This is a genomic window from Sphingobacterium sp. MAE (assembly GCF_056711605.1).
In genome coordinates, this window is record NZ_CM160044.1 from 1,043,894 (window position 1) to 1,062,346 (window position 18,453).

Consider the following 18,453-nt stretch of genomic DNA (forward strand, 5'->3'; position numbering starts at 1 on the left):
AATAGAACCAGCATACGCATACAGTAGTTTGCAAACCAAAATAATCAACAGATCACGACCACTTCAGATCTTTAACATTACTGAAGGAAATATAAGTGTCTATCATAAACAAAATGATTGATGAATAAACGGATTAGACTGACGGAAATTAGCTCCATGATGAAAATTATCTTCTTTTTAATCTTCATCATTTCTGTAAATACAATTTTTGCCCAAACCATGAATTTAAATAAAAATGACTTTGATGAAGCCCATTCATTATACAGAGAGTCTACCTTAACAAGCCGGAGATTTAAACATGCTCAAGTAGTCGATTTAATAAAAAAACATCAAGCATCACAGGATCTACAAGTCAAGCAGATCGGACAATCAGTCCAAAAACGAGCGATCTATGAGCTTACCTACGGAGCTGGAAACAAAAAAGTCATGCTATGGTCTCAAATGCATGGCGATGAACCGACCGCAACGATGGCATTATTTGATCTTTTCAATTTTTTAGAAGGTAAAAATGATCAATTTGATTCCTTAAGATCACTGTTGAAATCCCATTTAACCATTCACTTTATCCCGATGCTCAATCCCGATGGGGCAGAAGTTTACACCAGAAGAAATGCGCAACAGATTGATCTCAATCGGGATGCCCGAGATACAGCAACTCCAGAGGGAAAACTTTTAAGACAGCAGGCAGCACTTATAAAACCACAATTTGGATTCAATTTACACGATCAGAATATCTATTATAATGTTCCAGGAACTAAAACACCGGTTACTATTTCGTTATTGGCTCCAGCTTATAACTGGGAGCGGGATATCAATGAAGTCCGTGGCAATGCAATGAAAATAATCGCCGGAATGCATCAATTGCTCCAAGATTATATACCAGGAGCAGTAGCTAAATATGACGATGAACATTCTCCAAGAGCATTTGGTGATAGTTTTCAAAAATGGGGAACCAGCACGATCTTAATTGAATCGGGAGCATTTGCAGGAGATTCTGAAAAACAGCAGATCAGAAAATTGAATTTCATTGTGATTCTAAATGCTTTAATGCAAATCGCACAAGATAGTTATCAGCAATTTGCGATCTCAGCATACCAACAGATACCTTTCAATGCCTCCCAGTTGCACGATGTTATATTGCGTCGCGTATCGACTGTTTCAAAGGGATTACCTTTGAAAGTTGATATTGCCATCCGTCGAGATGAAATCACGGTAAATGACGATTATCACGTTAAAGGATATGTGGAAGATATAGGAGATCTACGTGATTTTTATGGATACGATGATCTCGATCTTTCAGGTTTCGAACTTGTAGAAGCTAAGGTATATGACAAGCAATTTAATCAGATAAGTGATCTGGACAAGGCCGATATAAAAGCATTATTGAAACAGGGCTATGCTGCAGTAAGAGTGGATAGAGCTCAACCACATACGCTGCACAATTTGCCTATCCATATTCTAACTACAGCGAAATTGCAGACTTATAATAGCTTAAGTTTAGGTAAAGAAGCAAACTTTTTCTTAAAAAAGAATGAAGAAATCCAATATGCCGTTATCAACGGTTATTTGATAGATTTGAATCAGGAATTACCGTTGAATATGAAACAGATCGTTCGGTAGAGAGTTAGAAAGTTAGAAAGTGAGATGGTTAGAAAGTTAGACCATTTGTCACTTGATCACTAGTCACTTTGTTACTATAAGGAGAGTTAGAAGGTTAGACTATCTTGTTACTTGATCACTAGTCACTTCGTTACTAACAAAATAAAATGTTATTTTAAAATATGGACATTAGAAAAACAAAATTGGAGGATTTAGATGAGGTGATGGCTATTATTGACATTGCACGAGGCTTAATGCGTGCTAGCGGCAATACCATTCAGTGGACAAATGGCTATCCCTCTCGGGAATATATCCGGTCAACAATTGAAATAGGAGAAAATTACGTCTGTCTAGAAGAGAATACCATAGTCGCAACATTCTGTTTCTCATTACTTCCTGACCCCAATTATACAGTTATTGAAGAAGGTCAATGGCTAAATGATGCTCCCTACGGAGTGGTTCATCGCTTAGCCTCCAATGGAAAAGTCAAAGGAGTAGCATCACAGTGTTTTCAATGGTGTTTCGAACAATGTCACAATATTCGCGTCGATACCCATGAAACAAATATTCCGATGCAAAAGGTATTGACAAGATTGGGATATACACGTTGCGGGATTATCTATGTCAGCGATGGAACACCCCGGGTAGCCTTTCAAAAGGTCAATTAATTCCTATATCCCTAATAAATTAAAAGCCTTCTGACCATTGATCAGAAGGCTTTTTACATTTATAATCAGCGAGATTAGTATCCTGGGTTTTGTTGTGCACCAATCCCTGGATTGGCATTGATCTCGTCTATAAAAATTGGAAGAATCGTTTTATTAAGTGATCTGTCAATTATTTTAGTACGGTGAATCGTATTGATGGAACCTAATTCGTCATTAAATTCAATCTTTTTATTCCAGCGGATCATATCGAAGAAACGATGACCTTCTCCAGCCAGCTCTTTACTTCTTTCCTCAGCGATGACATCTAAAGATATAGTTGACTCATTCGTAAGACTTAATTTTGGAGAGCGTTTACGGATTTCATTGAGATAGCTAGCAGCAAGAGCTTTATCTGATTTCAGTGCAGCTTCAGCAGCCATTAAATACACTTCAGAAAGACGGATCACTTTAAAGTTTACCGCAGTGCTGTTTGAAGACTTCTTGTCCCCCTCTAAGTTAATGCCACCACTATACTTGTAGATTGCACCCAATCGAGTTGTAGAAGTTTCATCACGTGCCATGACACCCCATCGTACATCTGTATCATCTTGTTTGAGACGAGCTAAGAAATAATCGCTCGCCATAAAGTTTCCTAAAATAGCCGAACTACCATGAGCAGATCTTCTAAAATAAGCACCTAAAGATGAATTTCCCAAATCAGTTTCATTCGGATAAATTCCCAATTCAAAAATTGACTCGGTACCAAATTCTGATTTCCAAGAATCGACCCAAGCCGTATTGCTGTAAAGCGTGTATACTTTTGAATTAATCACCTCTTGAGCTGCAGCCAAAGCATTTGGATAATCTTCCATATACAAATATACCCTTGCCTGTAAAGCTTTATTGGCATAATAGTTTAAATAACCATTCAATTTTGTTTTCGGAAGTAAAGTCTCCGCAGCTTTAAGATCCAAAAGGATTTGTTTGTAAGTATCTTCCACGGTGCTTCTCAATTCCTGAGCATCAGCCTTTAAAGATTTTGTGATAATAGGAATACCCCAAGCTGCTTTATTTTCATTATAAGGCTCGCCATAAAGACGTACTAAGTCAAAGTTGACCAACGCCCGAGCAGTCAAAGCCTGACCTTCGTACGGATTAAAATTTTCCAATGAACCCGTCGCTTTTAGACTTTCAATATTTTTCAACAGATTATTGATTTGGGCAATTGCATTAAAACCCTGCGTCCAAACGCTTGAGTAGCTATTGGAAGAAGCACTATGGTTAAACGTATACAAATAATCAAATCCTCGGCCAGCCGCAAAAATAGTGAAATCACCACCTTTTACATCGGCGTACAACGGGAAATTTCGACCATAATAATCTCGATTTGAAAGGATGCTCATGACGCCATTGACAATAACTTTGGCATCAGCAGCTGTTTGGATGGAAGTTTCAGCATCTCCAGAATTTGTAGGTTTTACGTCTAAAAAGTCTTTACAAGATGAAACTGAAAAGGATATAAAGATGCACGAAGCAATAAATAATTTTCTCATTTTTCTCAATTTAATAGGTTAAAAATTAAATTCCAATCCAAATGTGTAGGTCTTAGGAGTTGGGATTTCCCAACCACGGGTACCATACTGATTAACCTCCGGATCCATATATTTGTATTTTGAGAAAGTCAATAAATTACTTCCATTAAAGAAAATACGTGCATTGTTGATTCCTATTTTGCTCAAATAATCATTAGGAATTTTATAGGATAAGGAAATATTTTTCAATCGCAAATATGAAGCATCGTAGAGGTGGCGGCTACTGATCTGATTAACATCTTCAAGATCTCGACCAGAAACCATAGGGAAATTGCCTTCCATATTACTTGGTGACCAGGACTCATCAACAAAATATTGCGCATGAATTCTTTCCCAATAGTAACCATCATCAGCCACATCTTTAGAGGTCGCATCATATAGTTTTCCACCGATTTTGTAGGCAAAGTTTAAACCCAGTGATAAGCCCTTATATTCCACATCTGTATTAATACCACCGTAGACTTTTGGATTGGCATTGCCAATGATGGTTTGCTGTGCCTTAGTATAGTTGTAACTGGCACCTCTTCCTTCAAATAAGAAATCACCCTCGGTACCATCATTTGTATACCAGACATTTTTACCATTTTCTTTATTGACACCTGCCCATTCTAAACCATAAAAAGCCAATGTCGATTGATTTTCTTGATAGATGAAACGAGCACGATCATCTTTACCGGTTGGATCGTACCAGATGATCGGTTTACCATCACTTAATTTGGTCACTTTAGAGTCAATAAAAGTAGCGTTTATATTAGCAGTCCATCTGAAATCCTGTTTTTTGATGATATCAGAACCTAATTCAAATTCTAGACCTTTATTGTTGATCTCTCCGATATTTTTCAGTGTGTAGGGAAATCCAGTTATGGTTGAGATCGGCACCTGCTGAATAAGGTCTTTAGAATCTCGGTTGAAATATTCAACCGAACCAAAGATTTTATTGTCAAACAATCCAAATTCTAAGGCTAGATTGGTGGTGTAATTTCTTTCCCAGGTGAGGTTCGGGTCAGCAATATTACTCAAAGCACCTCCAGGTTGTGTCATGTATTTGTTGGAATAACTCGTCAAAGATCTCCAACTAAAATCTGAAGAAGGTAGTGTTGCATTGATACCATAAGAACCTCTAATTCGTAAAGCATTGATATCTTCTATTTGAGCAATAAAACTCTCTTTTGCTATATTCCATGAGCCTGCTAAAGACCAAAAGTTGCCCCAGCGTGGCACGGGACCTAATTTAGAAGAGCCATCTCGACGAAAAGATGCCGAAGCAAAGTAGCGCTCATCAAAGTTATATTCAGCACGAGATAGTACGGACATCATATTGTTGCCCCAAGAATATGCTCCTGCATCCAACTGCCCAGCGGTAGATACGGTATGTAAAGCCGAAGAAGGTAAGTCTTTTCCTGTGGCACGAACGAAGCTGCTTTCATTTTTTTCAGCCTCAAATCCTGCTAGTAAAGCAACCTGATGAAGTCCAAAAGTTTTATTATAGTTAGCCGTAGTCGACGAGACTAGTTTTTGGATATTCGAAGTGACTTCAGTGACGACACCATTTGTAGATGAACCATTATAATGTTTTGCACTGTAGTAGATATGATCTTTAGACTCCGTCTCATCATATGAAAAGATCGTTTTAACCGTCAATTCAGGAAGCAACTTTAAAGTCAATGATTCAACAGCAGATATTTTGCTGGTTTTAGAACTGTTCTCCCACTCTTTATTGTAATAAAGCGGATTGTAAGCCAAACTACCATAACGAGCGGTCCACTCATTGCCAGTCTTATAGTCTGTAGGCCAGTACAGCGGCCATAATAGATTTCTCGTTTGCAGTAAATAATTACTTCCCGTATTTCGGGTATCATTCATGCCGACCAATTTTGTCTTAGCTATATTGATATTCGACCCAAACTCTAAGTATTTACCAATTTTTTGATTCAGGTTCACGCGTCCACTGATACGGTTATAGTCATTGAGTATGACGCGACTTTTATCCTGTGTATAAGAAAGAGAAGTATAATAGTTCGTATTATCTGTTCCACCGCTTACCGATAGATCATTGGTGTTGAAAATACCCGTTCTGAATAAGGCGTCATTCCAATCGTAATATTTACCCTCCCGATTTTCGATACCATCGGTAAGACCGGTAATGTTGACTTTCTCGTACATTGACGTTCCTTCCGTCGAAAACCCATAGCCATGTATCCCAAATCTAGTTTTGAAACGGTCTAATACCCATTTGTTTGCAGCTGTTTCGTTCAGTCCACCGGCAATACGAGAATCGTAGAGCACACTGTACAGCATATCAATCTGATCTTGTACTGAGGCTGTTTCGTTATTATCTGTTGCCCAACTTGGACTGATACCTAAAGACGATTTTAAATTAATTTTAGGAGCCCCATTTTTCCCCTTTTTGGTGGTAATGACAATTATCCCATTTGCTGCTCGCGAACCATACAAGGAAGAAGCTGCTGCATCTTTCAGTACTGTTATAGTCTCGATATCAGAAGGATTTAAGGTACTCATGACGTTATTTGAGTTGACCAGATAATCGTTCATCTGTCCCGTAGATCCCGATACCACAGGTACACCATCGATGACATATAAAGGTTCATTCGAAGCATTCATCGAGCCGATACCTCGGATACGGATAGCAGGAGTAGAACCCGCTTGCCCCGAACTCGTACTGACTTGTAATCCCGGAACACGACCTGTTAATGCATTTTGAAACGAAGTGACTGGCTGTTTATCAATCGCATCATTTTTTACAACAGCAGCAGAACCGGTGTAGGTACTCTTTTTGGCAGTTCCGTAAGCAACTACCATGACTTCATCCAGAGCATTTTCCTCTTTTTGCAAAGAAATGGTCAATGTTTTGCGGCCATTTAATTTGATTTCCTGTTTTTGATAGCCTACTGCGCTAATGATGAGTGTGGCATCCTGATTGGCATTGAGCGTAAACAATCCATTGGAGTTTGTCGATGTTGCGGTGCCGCTACCTTTAATGGAGATCGTGACATCAGGAACGGCAGAGCCATTCGCATCCGAAATCTTTCCCGCAACTTGGATTTGTTGTGCATGTACGACTTGCAAAGATCCACAAGCCAACGTACATAACGAGGTGAGTAAAATTTTGTTCATAAGAGTGTTGGTTAGTTATGCTTTTAATAGATTTTGGTTCAGGTCATCTATTGTAACCTTTAAGGGACAAGATAAGTATAAGATCAAGATATTCGTAAAACACAAGATCTTATACCATGTTATATTTTTACTGAGCGATTACACCTATTCCCGGACGATCTGGCAATATACATTGCCCATCAATGACTTTCATCCCATCATAAATATCATTGCCAATGAGAAGTGCACCGTCCAGATCCGCCCAATCCACCAAAGGCGCCAATTGAGCTGCTGCAGAAATCGAACAAGATGTCTCCGTCATACAGCCGATCATCACCTTCATTTTTAATGCCTGTGCCAATTCTGCCATACGCTTCGCTTCTCGCATGCCCGTACATTTCATCAACTTGATATTGATTCCCGAGTATACCCCCTGCAATGCCGGAACATCGATCAACCTCTGGCATGCTTCATCTGCAATAGTTGGTATAGGACTATGTTCCGTAAGCCAGGCATTATCATCGATTTGCTCTTTTGGCATCGGTTGTTCCAAAAATACAACTCCGCGTTCAGCTAACCAATGTGACATTTCGAGCGCTTGTTCTTTGTTCTTCCAGCCCTGATTCACATCAGCACATAGCGGACGATCCGTACATTGACGGATGGTATCGATGATCATTTTATCCGTTTCAAGCCCCAGCTTTACTTTAAGAATTTTAAACTGATCTGCCTCCATGACCTTTTTGCGAACTACCTCTTCCGTATCGATACCGATCGTATAAGAAGTCGCAGGTATTAACGCTGGATTTAATCCCCATATCTTGTAAAAAGGTTTTCCCAGTATCTTTCCGATCAAATCGTGCAGCGCTATATCCACAGCTGCTTTTGCCGCCGTATTTTTAGCACTGATTTGGTCAACGTATGCCAATAGTTCTTCCGTTTGAAAGGGCGAGTTAAATCCCCTTAAATCGATGTTGTTGAGAAAATTGATGACACTTTCTTGAGATTCGCCTAGATAAGGAGGCATACTCGCCTCACCGTATCCAATGATTCCGTCATACTCCAGTTGAGTCAGTACAACCGGAGTTGTCGTCCTACTGAAAGATGCAACCGTAAATACGTAGCGCATTTCTAAAGTATAGGGTTTAAATCGGAGTTTGAACGCTCCAAAATCTTTAGTGATCCAATCTGCATGTATACCCATGATCGTTGTTATCTTTTATTTGATACTATAATAGCTGTTATTTTGTACTTTTTGTATTTGTGGGTCATCAGATCCTAAATATCTTTTTGCTGCAACAACTGTACGTGTCTGGAAATCATCATAATTTGCGGCATCCTTCAACATGCTGTTGATCCGTACAGAACCTGCAGCATGAATAAATGTACCATTGCCAATATAAAGTGCGACATGCGTAACACGCGCATTTGGATTATTGTTTTTACCAGCCGCAAAAAATAGGAGGTCAGCAGGTTTGAGATTTTTAAGCGCCTTTTCAGGATCAAAGTGTCCTTCAGCATCTAAGATATCAACAGATTCACCCGCTAATACCTGTTGAGAAGCATCACGTGGGATCACAAAGCCATTCATAAAATAGGCTGTTTTTGTGAAACCGCTGCAATCAACACCTTTAACAGATGTACCGCCCCAAAGATAAGGAAGTCCCAACATTGATTTTGCACTTGAAATTAAGTTTTCAGCTGTTGGATTACGCGTATCGATCCATTTTTTTAATGATAGCGCTTCCTCTTTCTTAATATAAGCTTTCCTTTTATCCGGATAAGCGACTTCAAAATAATTGTTTTTTTCTCCCGTCAGCACTAAAATGTCTCCATAAACCAGATCCGATACCCGTTGACTTTGCGTATTCGGTTCGGAGAATGATTTTCCAAATTCCGCTGTATAGATTATTTTAGGTTGATTGTTCCATTGCTGTGCTTCCTCTTTTGTCATCGCTGTTACAGCAGAAGCCGGTAACCAGGCAATATATCCTTCAGGAGTACGTATCCGATATTCACCACGATCTTTTTGTAAGAGGTCAACCTGAGTGCCCATCAGAACCTGGCTTGCCATTTCAGCGGCATTATCGGGTTTGGTTCGCATGTTGCCTACAGATAAATTGACTACCCCGATCAGTTTATTACCCAGATTTTGTTCTGGTAATACGGTTATCGCGACATTAGTAGGGATATTTCTAATCTGTTGCTCGAAAGCTGTTTTAGCAGCCTGTTCTGTCGTTTCTATTTGATAATTATTTTTGGCAACATCTGTTTGGGTAAAGGCAAATATCTTAGTCCGCTTATCAGGAGCATAAGCCTTACGTACGTTTTCTTGCAGTTCTTTGACCTGATGATAGATCGTTGAATCAATCTGTTGTGAAAAGGCATGATTAATGGTTAAAAAGCCTGCACAGGTAAGAATAGCATATTTAAGTTTGTTTGTCATGCTGATTAGTTTGGTTTAAAGATAGACTAAATTGCCTATTTTTTTATAAGAAATGATGACGATTTGTGAATTAATTTACAATTCTTTTGCATAAATGTGAATTGACGAGGTGTTTTTAATGAAAAAACTCATGAAAAGAAACGTGCATTTGCGTATACTTGTAATGCTAAATCGATTAAAATATGAGTTCAAGACGCCAATTTATTAGACAAGGTATTATTGGAGCAGCTGCTGTTAGTTCTGTAGAAACGTTATCAAGTTTTTCCATTTCAAATAAGCGAGCGGGAATAAAACCAATTGTTATTTCCACATGGGATTTTGGTATTGCAGCAAATCAAGCGGCATGGGAAGTGCTAAAGAGTGGTGGGAAAGCTATAGATGCGGTCGAACAAGGTGTTCGTGTGCCCGAAGCTGATTTAAAAAATATGACCGTAGGTAAAGGCGGCTATCCTGATCGTGACGGTATTGTCACCTTAGATGCCTGCATCATGGATTCCGAAGGTAATTGTGGATCAGTAGCTGCTTTAGAGCATATTGCACATCCCATATCAGTAGCACGTTTAGTGATGGATAAAACTCCCCATGTCATGCTCGCAGGTGATGGTGCATTGCAATTTGCACTGGAAAATGGTTTTGAAAAAGAAAATCTGCTTACACCCGAAGGAGAGAAAGCATGGAAAGAGTGGTTAAAAGAAAAAAAATATAAACCGGTCATGAATATTGAAAACAAGTCATTCGCCGTAGAGCGTCTGCCCGGTAATCAATATAATCACGATACCATCGGTATGTTGGCACTAGATGCTGCCGGCAATTTATCCGGAGCATGTACGACAAGCGGTATGGCATTTAAGATGCACGGTCGAGTTGGAGATAGCCCGATTATAGGAGCAGGACTGTATGTGGACAATGAAGTAGGGGGAGCTACCTCTACGGGTGTGGGTGAAGAGGTGATCCGTACAGTGGGCAGTTTTTTGGTTGTGGAATTAATGCGTCAGGGATATTCGCCTGAAGAAGCATGCAAAGAAGCGGTCAAACGGATTGTCAAAAAGAAACCCAATATTGCTAAGGATATTCAAGTAGGATTTTTAGCACTCAATAAGAAAGGGGAGTATGGATCCTATGCACTACAAAAAGGATTTTCATATGCTGTTTGCCACAAGGAAAAACAAGACTTGCTCATTCCGGGCTCTTATTATTACAAAGCATAGATTTTCAAAATCAGTAAACTGATATGACTCTTTTTCTGTCATTAATCTTTAATTTTATGCTATACAATAATTCTTGTGGGCAGCGGATATCGTGATCATCGCAAAGCACTCAAGAGGAGCATAAAATAAATTTAAAGGATAGATTTGTGTCGTACCGGAGTCCTGATATTAAACAAATTTATCTAAGTTTGAGAATAAAATATAATAAGATATGAAAGCAACATTTGGAGGCGGCTGTTTTTGGTGTACAGAAGTTATTTTTCAAAATACAGAAGGTGTAAAATCCGTTTTGCCTGGCTATATGGGAGGATTAAACGATAATCCAACTTACGAACAAGTTTGTACAGGTACGACAGAGCATGTTGAAGTTGTACAGATCGAATACGATGAAGATCTTGTCAACTATGAAGAGCTGTTGAAGATATTCTTTAAAACACATAATCCAACAACATTAAACCGTCAGGGAAATGATGTGGGTACGCAATATCGCTCGGTTGTGTTTTTTCATGATGAAGAACAAGAGATTTTAGCTAAGAACTTTATCGATGAGTTGGATAGCGAAGATATTTTCGAAGACCCGATCGTTACGACTGTCGAGCCAGCAGTTACTTTTTGGGTAGCAGAAGACTATCATCACAATTACTTCAATACGCATCCTGAAAATCCTTTCTGTTCAGTAGTCATTGCACCAAAACTTCAAAAATTCGTAAAAGAATTTAAGTCATAAAAAAATCCGCTTTTAGCGGATTTTTTTATGACTGATAAGCTCAATCAGCTTGATGACGTTCTGTTCATTTAAAACAATTCAATCTGCCCACCATTATCCGTTTGGATATCATCAGGATTTGTGATCTCCAGTTTAATATCATCCGGTTGAGTATCGGCTTCTGCTTTATGTGTTTCTTCACTTGATTCGGTACCTTCAGTATTCGAATCACTCACATCTTTTGTGTTGACCGTTAAATCAATTTCTTCCGTCATCAAAGTCACACTTTTAACCGTGTGAAAAGAGAGACGATTTCCTTGTGCTTTTATACCTTTCACATCGATGATTTCGTTCAGCGGTTGGTCCAAAGCCTCTTCGGTTTGGGACTTGCCCTTTAGAATATCCAAGTGAACTATTGGATCGGTATTATTCGTCAACAAAATAAGTTTAGATCCAGGTTCATCATTGATGAAGAGCATGCTTTTACCGACAGGAATATCATCAAATTTGAATCGTTTTACATAATAAGTACCCGATTTACCATCTTGATGAATAGCTGTGTACACATGTTCAGGAAAATACTTTTCGATGCGAATCATCTTATCATCGAAATAATTGCTCAGATCAAAGTTCGACAGTTCGTAAGTACCATCCGACATGACGATCAAGATCTTATCGTCACCATCAAATTCGCCTAGATACAGTCCTCTTTCATCCGCATTTAAGCGTTTCGTTATTTTATCAAACCAGATCTTACGACCAGCTAAAGTCGATACACCAGCACTTTTGAACGTGATCTTTTTAACCGGATATTTAGATACAATATTTCCTTGAGAAGCGCGCCCTTTAATCGCAATTTCGGCAAAGTTCATGTCAAAATTAAGTTTTCTTAATTTCGTATGCGGTTTGAGCTGAATATTGACGATTTCCGCTTCCCCATTCGGGTTAGCCGTAAAGTATGTTACTTTTGAACCTTTTGAACCCTTACTGATATCATATTCCTTATCACGAGTGACACCCACTACGGCAAAACGCTTGATAAAGCTCGTACCCGTATCTCCTTCTTTATAGATGGCATTATAGATCGTTCTTTCATCTCCTTTTTTAAAGACAGCAACATGGATGATATCTTTTCCGACAAATACCTTATCTTGAATTTTCGTTACGACATATTTACCGTCAGCGCGGAATACAATGATATCATCAATATCCGAACAATCACAAACAAACTCATCTTTCTTCATGCTTGAACCAATGAATCCTTCTTCCCGGTTGACATAAAGTTTCGCATTGGCCAAGGCTACTTGTGTTGCTTCAACGCGATCAAAAGCTCTTAATTCTGTTTTACGTTCACGACCTTTGCCATATTTGTCACGCAATCTTTCGTACCAGGCGATAGCATAATCGGTCAGGTGTTTAAGATGACGTTTCACATTTTTGATCTCTTCTTCCAAAGAAGCCATTTGATCATCCGCTTTCTTTACATCAAAACGCGTAATACTACTCATCGGTTTATCGATCAGACGTTTATAATCTTCCGGAACTATCGGTCGGTAGAATTGGCCAAAAAATGGTTCAAAAAGACGGTTTAAAACCAGTACCACGGTATCAAAATCACCAGCATTTTCATATTCAGGATGCTTGTACATACCTTCCTGAATGAAGATCTTGAGTAAGCTGCTGAAGAATATTTTTTCTAGGAGATCATGTAATTTGATTTCCAGTTCTTGTTTTAGTAAGTTCTTGGTATTTTTCGTGTTTTCAATTAAGATATCATTCACACTCAAAAAGTGTGGTTTATCTTCTTTGATTACACAAGTATTGGGCGAAATGGATACTTCACAAGCCGTAAAAGCAAATAGCGCATCAATCGTAACATCAGGAGATATTCCTGGAGCCAGATGCACAATAATTTCAACAAATTCTGCGGTATTATCTTCGATTTTTTTTATCTTGATTTTCCCTTTATCGTTGGCCGCGACTACACTATCGATCAATCCTCCCGTCGTTGTTCCAAAAGGAATTTCAGTGATCGCCAATGTCTTTTTATCGCGCTCCTCTATTTTTGCACGTACGCGTATTTTTCCACCACGCTGACCTTCATTGTAGGCCGAGCAGTCCGCCATTCCGCCTGTAGGAAAATCAGGTAGGATATGAGGTCTTTCTCCATTCAATACTTGAATCGATCCATCGATCAGTTCCAAGAAGTTATGCGGCATTATTTTCGTAGCAAGACCTACAGCGATACCTTCAGCACCTTGAGCAAGCAGCAAAGGGAATTTTACTGGTAAAGTAACAGGTTCTTTGTTACGGCCATCATAACTAAGTTGCCAGTTTGTCGTTTCCGGATTGAAAACAACATCCAGAGCAAATTTGGATAAACGTCCTTCAATATAACGAGGTGCAGCAGAAGCATCGCCAGTAATCGGATCACCCCAGTTCCCTTGACAGTCAATTAACAGATTTTTTTGACCGATCTGTACCATGGCATCACCAATTGAAGCATCACCATGCGGGTGATATTTCATCGTATTACCGATTACATTGGCCGCTTTATTGTATCGACCATCATCCATCTCTTTTAGTGAATGTAGGATCCGACGCTGTACAGGTTTAAAACCATCATTGATATGAGGTACTGCGCGATCTAAAATAACATAAGATGCATAGTCCAAAAACCAGTTTTCATACAATCCCGAAAGTGGAATTGTTTTACTATTATTTGTCTGTCCGTTATTTACTTCTTCTTGATTATCGTCTGCAGGATAGTTTGTTTCTTCACTCATGTAATCAATAATATGGTGTTTTTATTATTATCAGTTGCAAAAAGAATAGAATTTTTGCAAGCGTAAAAATACGAAAAGCATTTCGTTTTATCCAATGGATATATAAATAGATTTATGCTGGAAATTTCAATATTTAAAAGTGGAGTTATGAATTTAAAAATGGGATGTATACACCTTACTTAGTATCTTCAATCCTTTCATACCAATAACAATCGATGTCCCAAATGGTAAACTTAAAGGTATCAGTAATCTTAAATCCAACCTTTTCCAATACCTTTCGCGAACCATGATTGTCGACGTGCGTACTGGCATGTAGAGGTATATGGGTCAAATTTTTATAATAAAATGTAATACACGCCAATGCCGCTTCTGTAGCATAACCTTTCCCCCACGACTCTTTACGGTAGCGATAGCCGAAATCTAGAAAATTGATCCTATCATTCATGGGTTCCTCTATAAATTTAAACCCTGTCCAGCCTATTAATTGATTCGTTGCTTTTTCGATGACCGCAACACGACCTATACCATGTGTCTCATACTGGTGCAGTAGACCTTTAATATAATCTTTTGCCTCTTCACTAGATTTTAACGGAGATCTATTTAAATAAAGATGAACTTCCGGTTGCGAGTCCATCGCATAAAACTCCTCAACATCATCTAAAGTTATTGGACGAATGATCAGTCTCTCCGTTTCAAGTGTTGGTACATATTTCATATAGCTCATATTTAAATCAAAGTTAGTAGAAATTAATTATCTGCATCTATTTAAAATAGAGTGGAGAGGATGGATGTAAGAGGTAAAACAATTGTTGATTATTGACAGTATGCACATTTTTCAAGGTTAATAAAAGTAGCGTTTACAGGAAATTTTCTAATGTTTGAATCTATTTGATTTTAAAAATTGATGGATCACTAATAGGCTATTTCATACAAACCATCATCATGATATTCATATCAATGATAGTTTGTATAGCTCAGTCGGGGATAGACTATTCAAAACTCATCGGATATCCTGAAAATCCAATTGAAGTATAGCGTTATCTAAAACAAATTCATCCAAGTATTATCTTTAAATACCTGGACGAATTGATCTATTTTTCAATAAAAATTATTCAGCTTTACTATCCGGATCATTGGTAGAATCAGGATCTACAGGAGCAGAGTCAGCCATGGTTTGTTTAAAAAATACTTTAGGTTTTCTAACAATACCCCATTTTTGTAGCAGTTCCTGAGTCGCATTTCTTTTGAGATGCTCCTTTTCAGGTTCACCGATTAAATATCCAATCGGTTCCATAGAAGGGATAGCATCAAAGATAACTTTTAATGTTGCAGTCATCGGTAGTGCAAGAATCAATCCCGCAAGACCAAAAATCATTCCCCCCAATAGAATAGCGATAATAGCCATTAATGGATTGATACTCACCTTACCCCCCACGATATTTGGGGTGATGATATTTCCTTCCAAAAATTGCACCACTTGAAACCAGGCAATAACACCTACGGCATACAAAGCACTATCTTTGGTTGCCAAGGCAAATAGAGCAGGTAAAATGGATCCAATTGCTATACCGATATAAGGCAATAACATCAGCAAGGAAGCCATGGAACCAAAAAACCAAGCATATTCAATTCCCATTAACATCAGACCCACCGTATTCAATACCGCGACAATGCCCATCACCATCACAAGTCCTAAACAATAGCTTTGCACTACGTCGTAAATCTTTTTTAAGACAGCATGAATCTTTTTATTATCCGTATTTTTAAATGCTTTAAAGAAAAACTCTTTGAAAAAATCACGGTAGTATAAAAGGAAAAAGATAAAAATAGGAACTAAGATGATTCCCGCTAATGTGCTACCAATCGAGCCAAAAGCTGTTGACATATATCCGCCTACATTTTCTAAAGCATTATTTCCTTGCTCTTTCATTTTTTGCACAACCTCACTTCTTTCCAAGCCAAACCGAGATTGAATCCAATTTTGGATCGATTCAACAGCAGCAAGCACCTTCTCCTGGATTGCGACCGCATCTTTTCCAATGATAATACTTTGATGTACTATAAACCAGATCAGTGTACTGATAATTACGATGGCAATAATGACCGCCATAATAGCTGAAGCAGCCTTACCAAATTTTAATTTGTTTTCAAAAAATGCAGCTATCGGATACAGCGTTATTGAAAGTATAATAGCAAAAAGCAGAGGTACGACAACGCTTTGGGTGACATACAAAAATCCAATGATTAATGCTAAGGCAAATAAGCTTGAAGCAAGCCCAATTGAGTACGGTTTTTTTTCTGAATTACTTTCCATTATGAAATAGCTACGATTAGATTTTTTAAGATTAATTGATTTCTCAATTAATCTGCTTTCTGTCTATAGCGAAATCCTTGCCAAAAAAACATATATAGAAGTGCTACCCCTAAAAATAAAGCATTGAAATACATCACTTGAGGGATTCGGGTTATGATATCTTGATAATATAGACCCGCAAATAATGCCCCTAAACCGATACCGGCCTCCATCGAAATATACATCGTCGCTACTGCACGTCCCCTTTGGTTGGGTTTTCCGAGATCTATTGTCCATGCATTGATAGCAGGGGATAGGATACCGGTACCAATACCATATATACTTGCACCCAACATCAATTTATTAAAAGAATCACCCTGACCGATCAAAAAGAGTGAAATACCAACAATAAACAGTCCGACCATAATCACTCGTGTACGACCATATTTATCAGACGCCTTTCCCGATACAAAGCGTATCAAAATAGAGGCAATGGTGTAGGCCGCGAAGAATATTCCTTTGTTGCTCAAATGCAAGTGATCACTCCAATCCGGTATTAACGTTAATATGGCACCAAATGCCGAATAAGATAAAAATGTAACAATACCTGCCGGTAAAACACCGATATCAATAATGTCTGTCCGTGATATTTTGAACATGGATAAATTGAGTTTTTCTTTTTTAGCAAGCGTCTCTTTCATGTTCATGACAATAACAATAGAAAGAAGGGCAAAAAGCGATGAACTATAAAACATCACATTGATGCCGTAATATTGAAAAATAGCACTACCAATCGCTGGTCCTACAGCACCACCGATTGCAAAACAAAGTCCATGCATACCAAGCGCCTCACCCCATCTTTCTCGGGGGATGATATCGGCTACATAAGCAGAAGTTGCGGTTGGTTTAAATCCTGTAGAGAAACCATGGATTAATCTCAAAAGTAAAAATCCGGAAACTGTAGTCAGAATGGGATATAAAAAGCCACATAAGAAACAAACGATCGATCCGATTGCCATAACCGGAACTCGTCCCCATCGATCGGTCAACTTCCCACTGAAAGGACGCGATATACCAGCCGTCAAGGTAAATAAGGCGATGATTAAACCTTTATGCTCGGCACCACCCATTTGACTCAAGTAGTTGGGAAGTTCTGGAATTATCATGTTGAAACTAGCTGAAAATAATAGCGAGCTCAGGCAAAGAAGTGCAAATTGTAATGTGTATATGGATTTATTTTCAGTCATTGTAAATGCGCTGTTGAATTGTGTAAAAATGAATCGCCCTCTTTTAGAAAAGAAGGCGATGTCTTATAATTTTTTTGTTCGGGCGATTTCTGAACAAAATATGGTGGTTGCTACAGCGACATTCAAAGATTCTGCTTCACCTATCCTTGGTATGGTGACGGGCTGATCCACAAGTTCAATAATTTCTTCAGAAATTCCATTTCCCTCATTTCCCAATATAATAAGACCCTCATGCGTCCAATCCGTCTCGTAAATACTATTTCCATCGAGCAAAGCACCATAAACAGGTATTTTCACCTCTTTGATAAAAGCCTTCAAATCGATATAATGAATTTGGATACGAGAAAGTGAACCCATAGTCGCTTGTACCACTTTAGGATTATACGCATCGACAGTCCCGATAGAACAGATAATCTGTTGAAAGCCGAACCATTCTGCTGTACGGATGATCGTGCCTAAATTTCCTGGATCTTGGATATCATCCAATACTAAGGTATGCTGATTTTTATAATCCTGTACTTGTAATTCCTTTTGTTCTGGGATATGAACCAGAGCCAATATGCCTTGGGGGGATTTTAATCCACTGATTTTTTGAAATTCGTTTTCAGTCAGCACATAAGATTTTATTTTTCCCGATATTTTACCCACTTTTGCGAGTACATCTTCTGTATAAAAGATGCTGTCAACTTGATAAGAGGATGATAGAAATTCGTTAACAGATTTAATTCCTTCTACAATAAAAAGACCATGTTGTTTGCGAAACTTTTTATTTTGAAGAGATGATATTAGAGTAATTTGTGCTTTTGACAACATTT

General features: G+C 38.4%; 13 protein-coding genes. 4 read left to right on the forward strand and 9 right to left on the reverse strand.

From position 1 onward, the window contains the following. Nucleotides 1-120: 120 nt before the first annotated feature. Nucleotides 121-1,620, forward strand: a complete 1,500-nt coding sequence (locus AC06G9_RS04455; protein ID WP_480957590.1) for a M14 family zinc carboxypeptidase — start codon at nt 121-123, stop codon at nt 1,618-1,620. A 161-nt stretch (nt 1,621-1,781) separates the two neighbouring features. Beyond that, nucleotides 1,782-2,267, forward strand: coding sequence for a GNAT family N-acetyltransferase (locus AC06G9_RS04460; protein WP_480957591.1), 486 nt, complete (start codon nt 1,782-1,784; stop codon nt 2,265-2,267). A gap of 74 nt (nt 2,268-2,341) precedes the next feature. Here the strand turns inward: AC06G9_RS04460 and AC06G9_RS04465 are convergent, their stop codons facing one another. From AC06G9_RS04465 to AC06G9_RS04480, 4 genes are all read right to left on the reverse strand, one after another. Next, entirely contained in the window at nt 2,342-3,799 is a 1,458-nt protein-coding gene (locus AC06G9_RS04465) for a RagB/SusD family nutrient uptake outer membrane protein (protein ID WP_480957592.1), read from the reverse strand. 18 nt (nt 3,800-3,817) lie between these two features. After that, complete coding sequence (locus tag AC06G9_RS04470) at nt 3,818-6,973, reverse strand: SusC/RagA family TonB-linked outer membrane protein (RefSeq protein WP_480957593.1); 3,156 nt, start codon at nt 6,971-6,973, stop codon at nt 3,818-3,820. A gap of 127 nt (nt 6,974-7,100) precedes the next feature. Beyond that, entirely contained in the window at nt 7,101-8,156 is a 1,056-nt protein-coding gene (locus AC06G9_RS04475; RefSeq protein ID WP_480957594.1) for a dipeptide epimerase, read from the reverse strand. Between the two features lie 15 nt (nt 8,157-8,171). Further along, complete coding sequence (locus AC06G9_RS04480) at nt 8,172-9,398, reverse strand: C40 family peptidase (RefSeq protein ID WP_480957595.1); 1,227 nt, start codon at nt 9,396-9,398, stop codon at nt 8,172-8,174. Nucleotides 9,399-9,580: 182 nt separating this feature from the next. Between AC06G9_RS04480 and AC06G9_RS04485 the strand changes: the two genes are divergently transcribed. Continuing rightward, nucleotides 9,581-10,606 (forward strand): glycosylasparaginase, encoded by a 1,026-nt coding sequence (locus AC06G9_RS04485; RefSeq protein ID WP_045754314.1) that lies wholly within the window; start codon nt 9,581-9,583, stop codon nt 10,604-10,606. A gap of 211 nt (nt 10,607-10,817) precedes the next feature. Further along, nucleotides 10,818-11,333: a peptide-methionine (S)-S-oxide reductase MsrA gene (gene msrA / locus AC06G9_RS04490; RefSeq protein WP_045754315.1), complete on the forward strand. Its 516-nt coding sequence runs from the start codon at nt 10,818-10,820 to the stop codon at nt 11,331-11,333. Nucleotides 11,334-11,401: 68 nt separating this feature from the next. Here msrA and AC06G9_RS04495 read toward each other — a convergent pair whose 3' ends face one another. The 5 genes from AC06G9_RS04495 to AC06G9_RS04515 all read right to left on the reverse strand — a co-directional run bounded on the left by AC06G9_RS04495 (nt 11,402) and on the right by AC06G9_RS04515 (nt 18,451). After that, nucleotides 11,402-14,098 (reverse strand): DNA gyrase/topoisomerase IV subunit A, encoded by a 2,697-nt coding sequence (locus AC06G9_RS04495; RefSeq protein ID WP_045754316.1) that lies wholly within the window; start codon nt 14,096-14,098, stop codon nt 11,402-11,404. A gap of 175 nt (nt 14,099-14,273) precedes the next feature. Beyond that, nucleotides 14,274-14,822, reverse strand: coding sequence for a GNAT family N-acetyltransferase (locus tag AC06G9_RS04500; protein WP_480957596.1), 549 nt, complete (start codon nt 14,820-14,822; stop codon nt 14,274-14,276). Between the two features lie 384 nt (nt 14,823-15,206). After that, nucleotides 15,207-16,412 (reverse strand): AI-2E family transporter, encoded by a 1,206-nt coding sequence (locus AC06G9_RS04505; RefSeq protein ID WP_480957597.1) that lies wholly within the window; start codon nt 16,410-16,412, stop codon nt 15,207-15,209. 47 nt (nt 16,413-16,459) lie between these two features. Next, nucleotides 16,460-17,638, reverse strand: a complete 1,179-nt coding sequence (locus tag AC06G9_RS04510) for an MFS transporter (protein ID WP_480957598.1) — start codon at nt 17,636-17,638, stop codon at nt 16,460-16,462. A 63-nt stretch (nt 17,639-17,701) separates the two neighbouring features. Next, nucleotides 17,702-18,451: a TrmH family RNA methyltransferase gene (locus tag AC06G9_RS04515; protein ID WP_045754318.1), complete on the reverse strand. Its 750-nt coding sequence runs from the start codon at nt 18,449-18,451 to the stop codon at nt 17,702-17,704. Nucleotides 18,452-18,453: the final 2 nt, after the last annotated feature.